12 protein-coding genes are annotated in these 13,320 nt (G+C 69.9%); 8 read left to right on the forward strand and 4 right to left on the reverse strand.

The window, feature by feature from the left end; all coding sequences use genetic code 11:
* Position 1 precedes the first annotated feature (1 nt).
* Positions 2-1,069, reverse strand: coding sequence for an ABC transporter substrate-binding protein (locus tag SD37_RS21490; RefSeq protein WP_044856412.1), 1,068 nt, complete (start codon positions 1,067-1,069; stop codon positions 2-4).
* 162 nt (positions 1,070-1,231) lie between these two features.
* Here SD37_RS21490 and SD37_RS21495 point away from each other — a divergent pair, with 162 nt between their 5' ends.
* From SD37_RS21495 to SD37_RS21515, 5 genes are all read left to right on the forward strand, one after another.
* Positions 1,232-2,230: a LacI family DNA-binding transcriptional regulator gene (locus SD37_RS21495; protein WP_044856413.1), complete on the forward strand. Its 999-nt coding sequence runs from the start codon at positions 1,232-1,234 to the stop codon at positions 2,228-2,230.
* A 112-nt stretch (positions 2,231-2,342) separates the two neighbouring features.
* Complete coding sequence (locus SD37_RS21500) at positions 2,343-3,446, forward strand: sensor histidine kinase (RefSeq protein WP_174567846.1); 1,104 nt, start codon at positions 2,343-2,345, stop codon at positions 3,444-3,446.
* Positions 3,443-4,093 carry a response regulator transcription factor gene (locus tag SD37_RS21505; protein WP_044856415.1) on the forward strand — a complete coding sequence of 217 codons (651 nt, stop codon included), beginning with the start codon at positions 3,443-3,445 and terminating at the stop codon, positions 4,091-4,093. Before SD37_RS21500 ends, SD37_RS21505 begins: the two co-directional genes overlap by 4 nt.
* 324 nt (positions 4,094-4,417) lie before the next feature.
* Positions 4,418-4,816 carry a hypothetical protein gene (locus SD37_RS21510; RefSeq protein ID WP_044856416.1) on the forward strand — a complete coding sequence of 133 codons (399 nt, stop codon included), beginning with the start codon at positions 4,418-4,420 and terminating at the stop codon, positions 4,814-4,816.
* Positions 4,817-4,818: 2 nt separating this feature from the next.
* Positions 4,819-6,192, forward strand: a complete 1,374-nt coding sequence (locus tag SD37_RS21515) for a DJ-1/PfpI family protein (protein ID WP_044856417.1) — start codon at positions 4,819-4,821, stop codon at positions 6,190-6,192.
* On the opposite strand, the gene SD37_RS21520 is transcribed toward SD37_RS21515, so the two are convergent.
* Positions 6,144-6,503, reverse strand: coding sequence for an antibiotic biosynthesis monooxygenase (locus SD37_RS21520; RefSeq protein WP_044856418.1), 360 nt, complete (start codon positions 6,501-6,503; stop codon positions 6,144-6,146). The genes SD37_RS21515 and SD37_RS21520 overlap by 49 nt on opposite strands.
* 166 nt (positions 6,504-6,669) lie before the next feature.
* Between SD37_RS21520 and SD37_RS21525 the strand changes: the two genes are divergently transcribed.
* Positions 6,670-7,437 (forward strand): DUF1206 domain-containing protein, encoded by a 768-nt coding sequence (locus SD37_RS21525; RefSeq protein ID WP_044856419.1) that lies wholly within the window; start codon positions 6,670-6,672, stop codon positions 7,435-7,437.
* Between the two features lie 50 nt (positions 7,438-7,487).
* On the forward strand, positions 7,488-8,837 hold the full coding sequence (locus SD37_RS21530) for a DUF2252 domain-containing protein (protein ID WP_044856420.1): 1,350 nt from the start codon (positions 7,488-7,490) through the stop codon (positions 8,835-8,837).
* Positions 8,838-8,863: 26 nt separating this feature from the next.
* On the opposite strand, the gene SD37_RS21535 is transcribed toward SD37_RS21530, so the two are convergent.
* On the reverse strand, positions 8,864-11,434 hold the full coding sequence (locus SD37_RS21535) for an FtsX-like permease family protein (protein ID WP_083255031.1): 2,571 nt from the start codon (positions 11,432-11,434) through the stop codon (positions 8,864-8,866).
* Between the two features lie 4 nt (positions 11,435-11,438).
* The gene (locus SD37_RS21540) at positions 11,439-12,179 is read right to left on the reverse strand and encodes an ABC transporter ATP-binding protein (RefSeq protein WP_065913102.1); all 741 of its coding nucleotides are present in this window, start codon (positions 12,177-12,179) and stop codon (positions 11,439-11,441) included.
* Between the two features lie 174 nt (positions 12,180-12,353).
* Here SD37_RS21540 and SD37_RS21545 point away from each other — a divergent pair, with 174 nt between their 5' ends.
* A complete protein-coding gene (locus SD37_RS21545) occupies positions 12,354-13,316 on the forward strand; it encodes a GlxA family transcriptional regulator (RefSeq protein WP_044856421.1) in 963 nt (320 codons plus the stop codon).
* Positions 13,317-13,320: the final 4 nt, after the last annotated feature.

Here is a 13,320-nt window from a genome sequence, read left to right on the forward strand (position 1 = left end):
GTCAGTACGCGTTCCCGAGCTTCTGGGCCGCGTTCGCCGAGTCGTACTGGTCGTCGGAGATCACCACGGTCGGCGGGATCTCCTTGCCGGCGGCGAAGTCCTGCAGCGTGGAGAAGGCGAGCGGGCCGAAGCGCGGGTTGGACTCGATCACCGCGTTGTAGCTGCCGTCGGCGAGGAGCTGGACGGCGTTGCGGGTGCCGTCGATCGAGACGATCTTGACGTCCTTGCCCGGCGCCTTGCCCGCGGCCTTGAGCGCGGTGACCGCGCCGATGCCCATCTCGTCGTTCTCGGCGTAGACGGCGGTGATCTCGGGGTTGCTCTGGATGAGCTGCTCCATCACGGCCTGGCCCTTGGAGCGGTCGAACTCCCCGGTCTGCTCGGCGACGATCTGGATACCCGTGGTCGCGGCGATCTCGTCCTTGAAACCCTTGGTGCGGTCGGTGGTCACGTTGTTGCCCGACGCGCCGAGCAGGATCGCGACCTTGCCGGTGCCGCCGGTCGCCTTCACCATCTCCCGCGCCGCGCGTTTGCCCTGCTCGACGAAGTTCGAGCCGATGAAGGTCAGGTAGTCGGTGCATGGCTGCGAAGTCACCTTGCGGTCGATCGTGATGACCGGGACCTTCTTGGCCTTCGCGGCGTCGAGGGCGGGCTGGAGGCCGTCGGAGTTCAGCGGCGCCACGATGAGCAGCTGCGCGCCCCGGTCCAGCAACGACTTGATGTCGCCGACTTGCTTGTTGAGATCGCTCTGCGCGTTGGTGACCAGCAGTTTGTCCGCCGGGACACCGAGTTTCGCGGCTTCGTCCTTGATGGACTGCGTCTCGGCGATCCGGAACGGGTTCGCCTCCTTCTCCGACTGGGAGAAGCCGATGACCGCGTTCTTCACGTCCACCTGCGGATAGCCGGTCTTCTCGCGGGCGCATCCCGGGCCGGCGGCCTGGTTCGGCGCCGCCGAGGCGGCCGGTCCCGCCCCCGACGGGGCGGTTTGCTGGTTCTCACGGCTGGTGCAGGCCGTCAGCGCGAGCGCGAGGCCGGTCACCAGGAGCAGGGTGCGGCGGATGGGCAGGGACATCGATCGCTCCTCGGGGAAGGTCGAGCGCACGGATCGGCGGTGACCCATGTCACTCAAGGGGACGATGCCAGATTTACATCGTTGGTACAACGTTGTAAATCCGCCGTTCGCGCGGCTAGGCTGTCCCGGATCCATGCCGGATCTCGGGAGAGGGGAACGAGGGTGGCCACGCTCAAGGACGTCGCCAAGCTCGCGGGCGTCTCGGTCAAGACCGTGTCGAACGTGGTCAACGGCTACGACTTCGTGAAGCCGGAAAACCGCAAGCGCGTCGAGGAAGCGCTGGCGTCGACCGGCTACCGGCCCAATCTCGGTGCCCGCAACCTGCGCCGCGGCCGCACCGGGTTCCTCGGGCTCATGCTGCCCGAGCTGAGCATCCCCTACTTCGGCGAGCTGGCGGGCCTCGTGCTGCAGGCGGCGCAGGAGCACGAGTGGAACGTCCTCATCGAACAGACGCTGGGCACCCGGGAGCGCGAGCGCGACGCGCTGTCCACGCTCGGTCCGCATCTGATCGACGGCGCGATCATCAGCCCGGAAGCCCTCCACACCGACGATTTCGACGATCTCGCGCCGGGTGTCCCGCTGGTGATGCTCGGCGAGCACGTCGTCGACGTCCCGATAGACCACGTCGGGATCGACAACGTCCAGGCAGCCAGGATCGCGGTGCGGCACCTGATCTCGCTGGGCCGCCGGCGGATCGCCGCGATCGGCGCGCATCCGCAGCGCCACACCGCCGCGCAACGGCTGGAGGGCTACCACCTCGCGCTCGAAGAGGCGGGCATCGCACCCATTCCGGAACTGGTGCTCCCCGCGTTGCGGTACCACCGCGCCAACGGCGCCGAGGCGATGGCGCACCTCCTCTCGCGACCGGAACCGCCCGACGCGGTCTTCTGCTTCAACGACCTGCTGGCGATCGGCGCCCTTCGCGCCGCGGCCGAGCGTGGGGTCCAGGTGCCGTCGGACATGGCGATCGTCGGCTTCGACAACAACGAGGAGAGCGCCTACAGCCTCCCTTCGCTGACGACGATCGCCCCGGACAAGGCGGCGATCGCGCGGGCCGCGGTCGATCTGCTGCGACGGCGTATCGCGGGCGGGAGCGACCTCGAACCCGAGGACGTCCAGACCCCGTTCTCCCTCGAGATCCGGCACAGCACCATCGCCTGACCCCGCGTTTCGTCCTCTGGATGCGGTAGTTGCGCACCGCATGGACCGCATCCAGAGGACGAAATGCGGGAGTCGCTTGCGCCGGTGTCGCGGGGTCGAGCATGGTGTGTCCGTGAACCGGGCCCTGGCCGTGCTGACCGTCGTCGCGTACGTGACGTTGCCCCTGGGCTCGGCCAACTACGAGACACTCGTGCTGCCGACACTCCTCGTCGGACTGCTCTACGCGGCGATCGCGATCGCCGGCTTCCCCTGGGTCCAGAAGCGCGGCCGCGCGTTCGCCGTCGCCTACGTCTGCGTGCAGTTACCGCTCGGCTTCACCCTGTTCTCGCTCTCGGGCGCCGCCGTCGGCGCCATCCTGCTGCTCGTCGTCCTGATCTCCCAAACCGTCCTGCTGTTGCCCCTGCCCGCGGCGATCGGCGTCGCGGTCGTGATCCCGCTCGTGCACCTCGGGATGGAGCCGATGGACGGGCTACGGGAAGGGCTGGGGACGCTGGCGGTCATGGTCTTCGCCGCCGTGGTGACCGAGTTGGTCCAGCGGGAGAAGCGGGCGCGGGAGGAACTGGCGGAGGCGCACGAACGGCTTCGCGACTACGCGGCGCAGGCCGAGCAGCTGGCGACCACGCAGGAGCGCAACCGGCTCGCCCGCGACATCCACGACGGACTCGGCCATCATCTGACCGTCGTCCAGATGATGCTTCAGGCGGCGCGGGCGGTGATCGGCACCGCGGATACCGGCCGCGTCGACACGATGCTCGCCAAGGCGCAGGACCAGGCACGGGAAGCCCTCGCCGAGGTCCGTCGCTCGGTGTCGACGCTGCGGGAACCGCGCTCCGAACCGCTCGCGGAGGCACTGCGGTCCTTGGCCGACGAGGCTTCCGCGGCTGGGGTGCCGACCGGATTCGAGGTCAAGGGCACGGCTCGGGACACCCGTGCCGAGGTGGAGGAGTCGCTGTTCCGCGCGGCTCAGGAGGGACTGACCAACGTGCGCAAGCACGCGCGTGCCAACACCGCGACCGTGGTGCTCGACTACGCCGTCACGGATCTGATCCGGCTCGAAGTCCGCGACGACGGCGTCGGTCTCGCCGGGGAATCCCCCGACGGCAAGGGTTTCGGCCTCGTCGGGCTCCGGGAACGGGTGGCCGGACTCGGCGGGCGGGTCGCGGTGGACTCGGTCGAAGGGCACGGCCTGACCCTCACCGTGGAGGTGCCGGGATGAGCGTCCGCGTACTGATCGTCGACGACCAGGCCCTATTCCGTGAGGCGCTGGCGACGCTCCTGGAGGTCCAGTCCGGGATCGAGGTCGTCGGCGAAGCGGCGGACGGGGAGCAGGCCGTCCGGCTCTGCGCCGAACTCCGCCCCGACGTCGCGCTGATGGACCTGCGGATGCCGGTACTGGACGGGATCGCCGCGACCCGACGGCTGCGCGCCGAACAGCCCGGGGTCCGGGTACTCGCGCTGACCACGTTCGACGACGACGAGGACGTCTTCGCCGCACTGCGAGCGGGTGCCGTCGGCTATCTGCTCAAGGACGTCTCGTCGACGCGGCTGGTGGAGGCGCTGGTCGCGGCCAAGCGGGGCGAGTCGGTGTTGCAGCCGTCGGTCGCCGCCAAGGTCGTCGCCAGGGTGGCGCAGCTGCCCGAGGAGCCGCGGACGCGTCCCCAGCCGCTGGTCACGCCGCTTTCCGAACGGGAGCTGGAGGTGGTCCGGCTCCTCGCGGACGGCCACAGCAACCGGGAGATCGCCAAGGCGCTGTACCTCGCCGAAGGCACGGTGAAGAACCTCGTGACGAGCGTGCTGTCCAAGCTCCAGGTGCGGGACCGGACCCAGGCCGCCCTGCGTGCGAGGGAACTCGGCCTGTTCTGAGCCGTGAGGCAAGCATGGCGCGATCGGCTCGCTGCCGTGAAGGTCCCCGTGCCTACCCTCAAGGTAGCGAAGGAGGCCTTCATTTGTGTAGATACGCCTGACCTGCGGGGTGACTTGTGGATCGCGAGGCGGTGCGACCGACCTCGTCGATGAAGGAATCGGGACGTTGAGTGTCCCAATTCCTTCATCGACGAGCCACCGCCACACAGCGTGCGACCCTCCCCGAGGGTCACGTGACCCCGAACATGACTTCCGGCACCTGCCGAAGTGCCCCCGGCGCACCGAACATCGCTCCCGTCGCACCGAATCGCGAGGGAGTCCACGATGAACCACACGACAGAACCGAAGACCCGCAACCGGGCCGTCCTGCACTTCACCCGGCACGCCGTCGAAATGCTCGTGGCGATGGTCGCCGGGATGATCGTCCTCGAACCGGTCTGGTCGTTCGCCTGGCCCGGCCTCGCCGGGAACGTGACCGCGAGCGCGCTGGTGATGGCGACGAACATGTCGCTCGGCATGGCACTGTGGATGCGGATCCGGCGGCACGGCTGGGCGTCGATCGCGGAGATGTCGGCCGCGATGTACGTGCCCTACGTGCTCTTCCTGCCGTTCTTCTGGACCGGCCTGATCTCCGGGATGGCCCTGATGACGGCCGGGCACGTGCTGATGGTGCCCACGATGCTCGTGGCCATGCTCCGCCGTCGCACCGAGTACGGAGCCTGACCATGCGCGCCTTGTCCCGTGGCACGCTGACCGTGCTCGCGTTCGTCCTCGCCGCGCTGGCCCTCCCGCTCGCCTTCGGCGGGATCACGCTGGCCGCCAGTTTCGAAAACCTCCACACACCAAGGACCGACGCGATCTCGCCACGTCCGGTGCCGCGGGCGCACGATCCCGCCAAGCCCACCGCGGTCGTCGTCGTGGGGAACGAGGGCGCCGTCGTCTCGGACTCGCTCGCCCCCTTCGAGGTCCTGGCGACGAGCGGCGCGTTCAACGTCTACACGGTCGCTCCCGAAGCCCGGCCGGTGACCCTCACGGGCGGGCTGGACCTCATCCCGGACCTGAGTTTCGCCGACCTCGACCGCTTGCTCGCCTCCGCCGCCCCGGACGTCGTCGTCGTGCCCGCGCTGCCGGACCTCGGCGAACCGACCACTCGTCCGGTGACCGAGTGGCTGCGGCGGCAGTCCGGGAAAGGCGCCCTGCTCATGAGTGTCTGCAACGGTTCGGGCGTCCTCGCCTCGGCCGGGCTGCTCGACGGCCGCCGCGCCACCGCGCACTGGATCGGCATCGACCGCTTCGATGACGAATTCCCCGCCGTGGACTGGATTCGCGGTACCCGGTACGTCGACGACGGCAGCATCGTGACCACGGCCGGGATCCTGTCCGGGATCGACGGGGCGCTCCGGGTCACCGAGCGGATCGCGGGCCTGGACGTCGCACGCCGGACCGCCGACGCGGTGGGCTGGACCCACTACTCCCCCGGTTCCGCCGCCCCGATGGCACAGAACACCTTCGAGGCGGCGGACACCGTCGTCGGGTTCAACACCGCGTTCCGCTGGGACAAGCCGGTTCTGGGGGTCCTGCTGACCGCCGGGATCCGGGAACTGGAACTGACCGCGGTGTTCGACACCTACGGGCAGTCACTGGCCGTGCGCACGCTGACCGTCGGCCTGGACGGCGGGCCGATCCAGTCGCGGCACGGGCTGACCTTCGCTCCGCGAGCCACTCCGTCCACGACGGACGATCTGGACCGGCTGATCGTGCCCGGTGCCGACGCCGCCGCGAACCACGCCGGGGACCGGTACGCCGCGCTGTCGCCGGTGTACCTGCACGGAAAACCCGGCTTCCCGTTCGACGCGGTACTCGAAGACCTCGTACGCGTCACGGACACCGCGACGACACGCTGGACGGCGAGGACACTGGAGTACCCGACCACGCATTTGACGCTCGACGGTTCCGCCTGGCCATGGACGATCACCCTCCGGCCGTTCGGGCTCGCGGCCCTCGGCCTGCTCGCGGCCCTCGGGATCCGCGCGCTCGTCCGGCGCCGTGGTCAGTCCTCCACTCGCGGGCCGGGGCCGATCTCCCGGACGACGCGGTAGCGCGGGTTCGCGCTCACCCGGGACTCCGCCTCGCCGGGCAAGCCGTCGAGTGCCGCCTGGATGGCCTCCAGGCGGCCGGCGAGGTCCGAAGTCTCCTCGAAACGCCGGTAGTCGGCCTCACTGGCCCAGCTCACGAGGTTGAAGACCCGGGTCCCGTCGACACTCGCGTGGAAACGCGCCGAAACGTAGCCCGGGTAGAACCGCACCCAGCGCTCCTGGATCGCAGCGAAGGCGTCGACCAGCGCCGCCTGGGTCTCGGGTCCGTCGACGGCGTACTCGATGATCGAGTAGAAACCCTTGTCCTCGTTCATGTTCACTCCTCGAAGCAGCTGTTCAGGAGTTCAGGATCGGCCCTCCACCAAGGTGGAGATCAAGAGTGATCCGCCTCATGCGCCGACGACCATCGAACTTCACCGAACGGACAAATTGCTCCCACTGGCCCTGGTGGTCCGGTGACGAGTCGGCAAGGATCGCCCGATGCGCGAGGGCAAACTGTTCGACCTGATCGCCCGCGGCGGGCTCGTCTGCTACTCCGTCGTCCATCTGCTCGTCGCCTGGCTCGCCGCGCAGGTCGCGCTCGGCGACCGGGCCAAGGCCGACAAGGCGGGCGCGTTGCAGGTGGTGGTCGCGAACGGGGGCGCGTGGCTGCTCTGGCTGATCGCGGTGGGCCTCGCCGTACTGGCGCTGTGGCAGACGAGCGAGGCGATCACGGGACATCGGCACGTGAAGGCCCGGCGGCGGACGGTGCGCCGGGTGGTCAGCGGGATCGAGGTCGTGCTCTACGGCCTGGTCTCCTACAGCGCGGTCAAGGTCGCCGTCGCCGGTGCCGACGACGGGCAGGCGTCGCTGGTGGCGCGGATCCTGGCGGAGTCCTACGGTCCGGCACTGGTGACCGTCGTCGGGATCACCGTCGTCGCGGTGGCGGTCTTCCTCGCGCAGCGCGGAGTCCGGAAGACCTTCGTCCGCGAACTCGATTTCGGTGACGCCCCCGCGACGACCCGGGCCACGACGATCCGGCTCGGCCAGGTCGGCTGGATCGCCCTCTCCGCCGCGTACGGGACCATCGGCGTCCTGACCGTCGTCTCCGCGGTCACCTTCGACCCCGCGAAGGCCGGTGGTCTCGACGTCGCGTTGAAGACGCTGGTCGCCCAGCCCTACGGCGGTCCCCTGCTCCTCGCGCTCGCGGCCGGGATCGCCGCGTTCGGCGCGTTCTCGCTGCTGGACGCCCGGTTCCGCCGGATCTGATCTGCCCGGCCCGCCGACCTGTGGCACCGTGAAGCCGTCTGGAGGTCGTGATGACAGGTGTGGTCGGACGGATCCGCGAGCAGGGTGAGGACGGGAGACGGGCACGCATCGTCGAGGTGCTGGTGGAGGCCTTCGACGACCTCATGCGCGCCGACGCGGACGCGTTCCGCCGCAAATTCCGCAAGATGGCCGCCGCGCCGTTCGCCTTCTACCGCGGCTCGGCGTGCCTGTTCTACGCGGACATGGCGGACGAGGACGACCCGTGGGCGAACGACGAGACCAGCCGAGTGTGGATCCAGGGCGACCTCCACGCCGAGAACTTCGGCAGCTACATGGACTCGTCCGGGACACTCGTGTTCGACGTCAACGACTTCGACGAGGCGTACCTCGGTTGTTTCACCTGGGATCTCAAGCGGCTGGCCGCCAGCGTCGCGTTGCTGGCGTGGAGCAAGGCGATCTCCGACGACGACATCGCGACCCTGATCGAGACCTACCTTCGCGCCTACGTGAAGCAGGTCCGTGAGTACGCCGAGCGCCCTGGCGACGAACTCGTCCGGCTGCAGCTGGACAGCACCAAGGGCGTGCTGCACCACGTGCTGCTGCGGGCCCGGTTGAAGACCCGGATCGACCTGCTGGACGAACTGACCACTGTGGAGGATTACGACCGCCGGTTCCGGCACGGCCCGGGAGTCCGGGTGCTCGAAGACGCCGAACGGGAGACCGCGATCCGCGCCTTCGAGTCCTATTTGGACACGATCCCGAAGGGCAAGCGGTTCGGCAGCATCACCTACCGGGTCAAGGACATCGTCGGCCGGACCGGCTTCGGCATCGGCTCGGCCGGGCTGCCCGCGTACAACATCCTCGTCGAGGGACGGACACAGGCACTGGAGAACGACGTCGTCCTCTCCATGAAACAGGGCAATGTCGCCGCGCCGAGCCGGATCGTGGCCGAACAGAGCATCCGCGACTACTTCACCAACGAAGGACATCGCACCGCGGTCTCGCAACGTGCCTTGCAGGCGCACGCGGATCCCTGGCTCGGTCACACGGAGATCGACGGGACCGGGTTCGTCGTCTCGGAGTTGTCGCCCTACGTCGACGACCTCGACTGGTCGGATCTGACCGAGCCGGCCGAGATGCGGCCGGTGCTCGACTACCTCGGCCGGGCCACCGCGAAGATGCACTGTGTGTCCGATTCGGACTCCGAGCAGACCCTGGTCGATTTCCAGAGCGAGGCAGCCATCGCCGAGGTGATCGGCGACCGCGAGGACGAGTTCGTCCGCACACTGACCGAGTTCGGCATGGCCTACGCCGAACAGTCCCGCGAGGATCACCGGTTGTTCGTGGACGCCTTCCGGGGCGGCGAAATCCCCGCCGTCCGGCCTGCCGCGAAGGGCTGACCGGACGGCGGGGGCACACCCCGGCCTTATTCGCGGAGGCCGATCGCCTCGATCGGCTTGGACCGCAGCGCCACCCGGGTGGCCAGGCCGAGGGAGACGAGGCCGAGCAGGATCGCCCCGGCGATGATCCCGGCGAAGACGGTGATCGGACCGGAGGGCAACGGCGTCCCCCGCAGGCCCAGGTTCAGCAGCACGAGGGGGACCCCCGCCACCACCGTCCCGAGCACCGCGGCGACCCCGACCGTCGCCAGCGCTTCGAAGCGCATCATCCGCACCACCTGGCGTTTGGTGGTACCGATGAGCCGCAGCAGCGCGAACTCCCGCGACCGCTGCGCCGTGCTCATCACCAGCGTGTTGGCCACCGAGATCACGACGTAGCCGAGGATCACGCCGACCGCGACCAGGTTGACGTAGAACTGCGCCTGCTGCTGACCGCCGCCGGGAGCGGCCACCGACGTTCCAGGGGCCACCGTCAGGCCCGGATAGCGGCCCGCGAGGCCGTTCAGGGCCGCGGTCACGGTCGCCGAATCCGCGTCGGGTTGCTGGCGCACCAGCACCGCGTCGTCCAGCTGATCACCGGTGTGCGCCCTGGCCAGGGCGGCAGGCAGCACGTAGCGGCCGAATGCCTGGTCACGGGTGTAGGTGGCGACCAGGCGCAGTTTCGCCGGAGCGCCGTCCCCGAAGTAGAACTCGACCTCGTCACCGATCTTCTTGTCGTACCAATCGGCTTCGGACTCGCTCATCGCCACGGTGTTCCCGGTCAGATCGGTGATCTTGCCCGAGACGACACCCAGGTCGAGGGTGCCGCGCACCTGATCGCCGTCCAGCCCCTGCGCCGCGTACCGCTCGACACGCAGGCTGTCCTGCTCCTGCACCGTGTTCAGCACCTCGGTCCGCACGACCGCGGTCGCGGCGGCCACCCCGGGGATCCGCCGCGCGGCCTCGGCGACCTCCGGGGAGAGCCCGCCGGTACCACTGGAGAGGATCTGGTCGGCGGTGGTCGACCGCACGGTCTCCTCCTGGCGGGCGGCGGCCCCGGTGGTCTGGCTGTAGAACATCGACAGCGCGAACGAGACCGCCAGCATCACCGGGGTCACCGCGGCGGCCAGCCGCCGTGAGTTCGCCTGGCTGTTGGCGGCGGCCAGGTATCCGCTGATCCGGGAGGTCCGGACCAGCACCGGGGCGAGCAGCCGCGTCATGACCGCGACCACCTTCGGGCTGACCACGGCCAGCCCGATCACGATGATCAGCGCCGAGGACGAGGAAGCCGCGAGGGCGGCTTCACCGTTCAGGAATATCGGGACGAACGAGCCGCCGAGACCGGCCACCACCAGCGCGCAGCCGATGACGAGCCGCACGCGGCCGAGTTCGCGCCGCTCCACCGCGGCCTCGCCCAGCGCCTCGACGGGACGGATCGACGACGGGCGCCGGGAAGCCGACCACGCGGCCAGCCGGGCCGTGCCCAGGCCGAGCGCCAGCGCGGCGATGAGCGGGAGCGGGCTGATCGCCAGTTCGAAGTCCGGCGGGATCACGCCGATGGCTCCGAAGGCGTTCCGCAGCCCGAAGCCCACCGCCACGCCGAGGACGCTGCCCAGCACCCCGGCGACCACCGCGACCAGCATGGTCTCGGCGCCGATGAGCTTGCGGATCTGCTGCGGTGTCGCCGCGATCGCCCGCAGCAGCGCGAACTCCCGGCGACGCTGGTTGATGACCAGCGCCAGCGTGCTGGCGACCACGAACACCGCGATGAGGAGCGCGAAGCCGCCGAACGAGCCCGCGAGCGCCATCAGCAGCATCCGGGTCTGGCTGACGTCGAGGAACTCGACCGTGCTGCGCTCGACGCCGGTCGCCACCGTCACCTTGGCGGTGCCCACGGCGTCGCGGATCTTCTCGGCGAGGTCGCCCGGCGTGACCCCCGGTTCCGCCAGCACGCCGATCGCGTGGGCCTGGCCGGGTGTCGCGGCGAGTTCGGCGGCCTTCTCCGGCGAGAAGAACAGCGCGGACTGCCGGGTGAGGCCGTCACCCGACTTCGGGGCGGCGATCCCGGAGACCCGGAACTCCACCGGGGACGAGCGGACGGCGATCTTCACCGGCCGGCCGACGGTCACCCCGCTCCGCGAAGCCAGTTCCGCGTCGAGGACCACCTCGTCGGCACCGGCGGGTGCCCGGCCGTCACGCAGGGAGAACGGGGCCAGTACGGCGGCCTCCCAGTTGTGCCCCCACGACTGGCCGCCTTCGGGCCCGTTCAGCACCCGGCCGTCGGCCGTCACCACGGTGGCCGGGAAACTCTGCTCGGCCACCACGCCACGCACGCCGGGCACCGCGGTGATCGCGCCGGCCAGGGTCACCGGCACCGAGGCCTGTTCGGCGACCTGCTGACTCGCGAGGGCGCCCGTCCCGGGCGGTTCGACCGTCTGCTGACCGCCCACGACGACCGCCGCGTCGGCGTAGCGCTGGGTCGGGACCCCCGCCCGCAGGCCGGATTCCATCAGGATGCCGCATCCGGCGACCAGCGCGGTCCCGAGGAGGATCGCGATGAACGCGCCGATGAAACCGCTCAAGCGGGTCTTCGTCGTCTGCCATGCCAGATCCCACATGACGTCACCACTCCCCGAGGTGGGTCATGCGCTCGGCGACCCGCTCGGGCGTGGGCTGCGGGAGGTGCCCGGCCAGCTTGCCGTCGGCCAGGAACAGCACGCCGTGCGCGGCCGACGCCGCGACGGGGTCGTGTGTGACCATCAACACGGTCTGCCCCATTTCGTCCACAATGGAGCGAAGGAGGTCGAGGACCTGACGCGCGGTGCGGGTGTCGAGTGCGCCGGTCGGCTCGTCGGCGAGGACGACCTCCGGGCGGGTGATCAGCGCGCGGGCGATCGCGACGCGCTGCTGCTGCCCGCCGGACAGTTCGGACGGACGGTGTTCGAGCCGCTTCGCGATTCCCACGCTCTCGACGATCTGACGCAGCCACTGCGGGTCGGGCTTCCGCCCGGCGAGCCGCATCGGGAGCGTGATGTTCTGCAGCACGTTCAGCGAGGGCAACAGGTTGTAGGCCTGGAAGATGAACCCGATCCGGGTCCTGCGCAGCTCGGTGAGCGCTTTCTCCCGCATCTTGCTCAGTTCCGTGCCCCCCAGCAGGACCCGCCCCGAGGTCGGCCGGTCCAGTCCGGCCGCGCAGTGCAGGAAGGTGCTCTTGCCCGATCCCGACGGTCCCATCACCGCGGTGAACGTGCCTCTGCGCACCCCGACGGTCACCCCGTTCAAAGCCGTGACCGCGCCGTCACCGGATCCGTAGACCTTGCTCACGGATTCCAGTTCCAAGGCGCACGTGCCCCCTGCGTTCATCATTTCCCCTTAAGCGATGGTGATCTCTCCGGACTGAACCTACGGTCGCGAGGGGCTGCGATCGATCCCGCGTGAGGGAAGACTCGTGGTAGCGCTGGCACCACCATGACCGCCCCGGTGCGCACCGGCGGGTAGGTTTTCCTTGTGGTAGCTGGCGTGAAACCGGGCCGCCGGGTGGTGATCGTCGCGTTCGACGACGCGCAGATCCTCGATGTGGCCTGTCCCAGCGGGGCGTTGGAGATCGCGAACTCGCACGGCGCCACACCGCCTTATGTCGTCGAGCTGGCCACGGTCGACGGGCGGACGACGCGGAGTTCGTCGGGGATCATGCTCGCCGGTGCCCGGCGGCTGGCCGAGGTGTCCGGGCGGACGGACACGGTGCTCGTGGTCGGCGGCGCGGGAACGGACGCGGCCGCGACGGACGAGCGGTTGCTGACCCAGGTGCGGCGGCTGGCCGAAAGAAGCAGGCGGGTCGCCTCGGTGTGCACGGGCGCGTTCGTGCTGGCGGCCGCCGGTCTGCTCGACGACCGGCGGGTCACCACACACTGGGGTTACAGCGGGCTGCTCGCCGCGACCTTTCCCGCGGTGACAGTGGATCCCGCCCCGCTCTACCTTCGTGACGGCAACATCTTCACCTCGGCCGGGGTGATCAGCGCGCTGGACCTCACGCTCGCGCTGATCGAGGACGACCACGGTCCGACGCTCGCCCGCGAGGTCGCCCGTGAGCTGGTGACGTATCTGCACCGCCCGGGTGACCAGGCCCAGATCAGTACGTTCCTGGCCGCGCCGCCGCCCGGCAACCGGGTCGTGCGGGATCTGCTGGGGTACATCGCCGCGCACCTCGCCGAAGACCTGAGCCCGTCGGCGTTGGCGATGCGGGCCGGGGTCACCACCCGGCACCTCACCCGCTTGTTCACCGCGCACCTGGGCAGCACACCGGCTCGTACCGTGCGGACGGCCAGGACCGAAGCCGCCGCCCAGCTGGTGCGGTCCACCGCGCTACCGCTCTCGGCGGTCGCGCGACGCTGCGGGTTCGCCTCGGCGGAGACCCTGCGAGCGGCGTTCCGCCGGCACTACGGGCTCAGCGGGGACACGCTTCGCAGGATGACGGACATGCCACGCCCGATCGGGACCTGAGCGC

This window comes from Amycolatopsis orientalis (assembly GCF_000943515.2).
GTDB lineage: Bacteria > Actinomycetota > Actinomycetes > Mycobacteriales > Pseudonocardiaceae > Amycolatopsis > Amycolatopsis orientalis.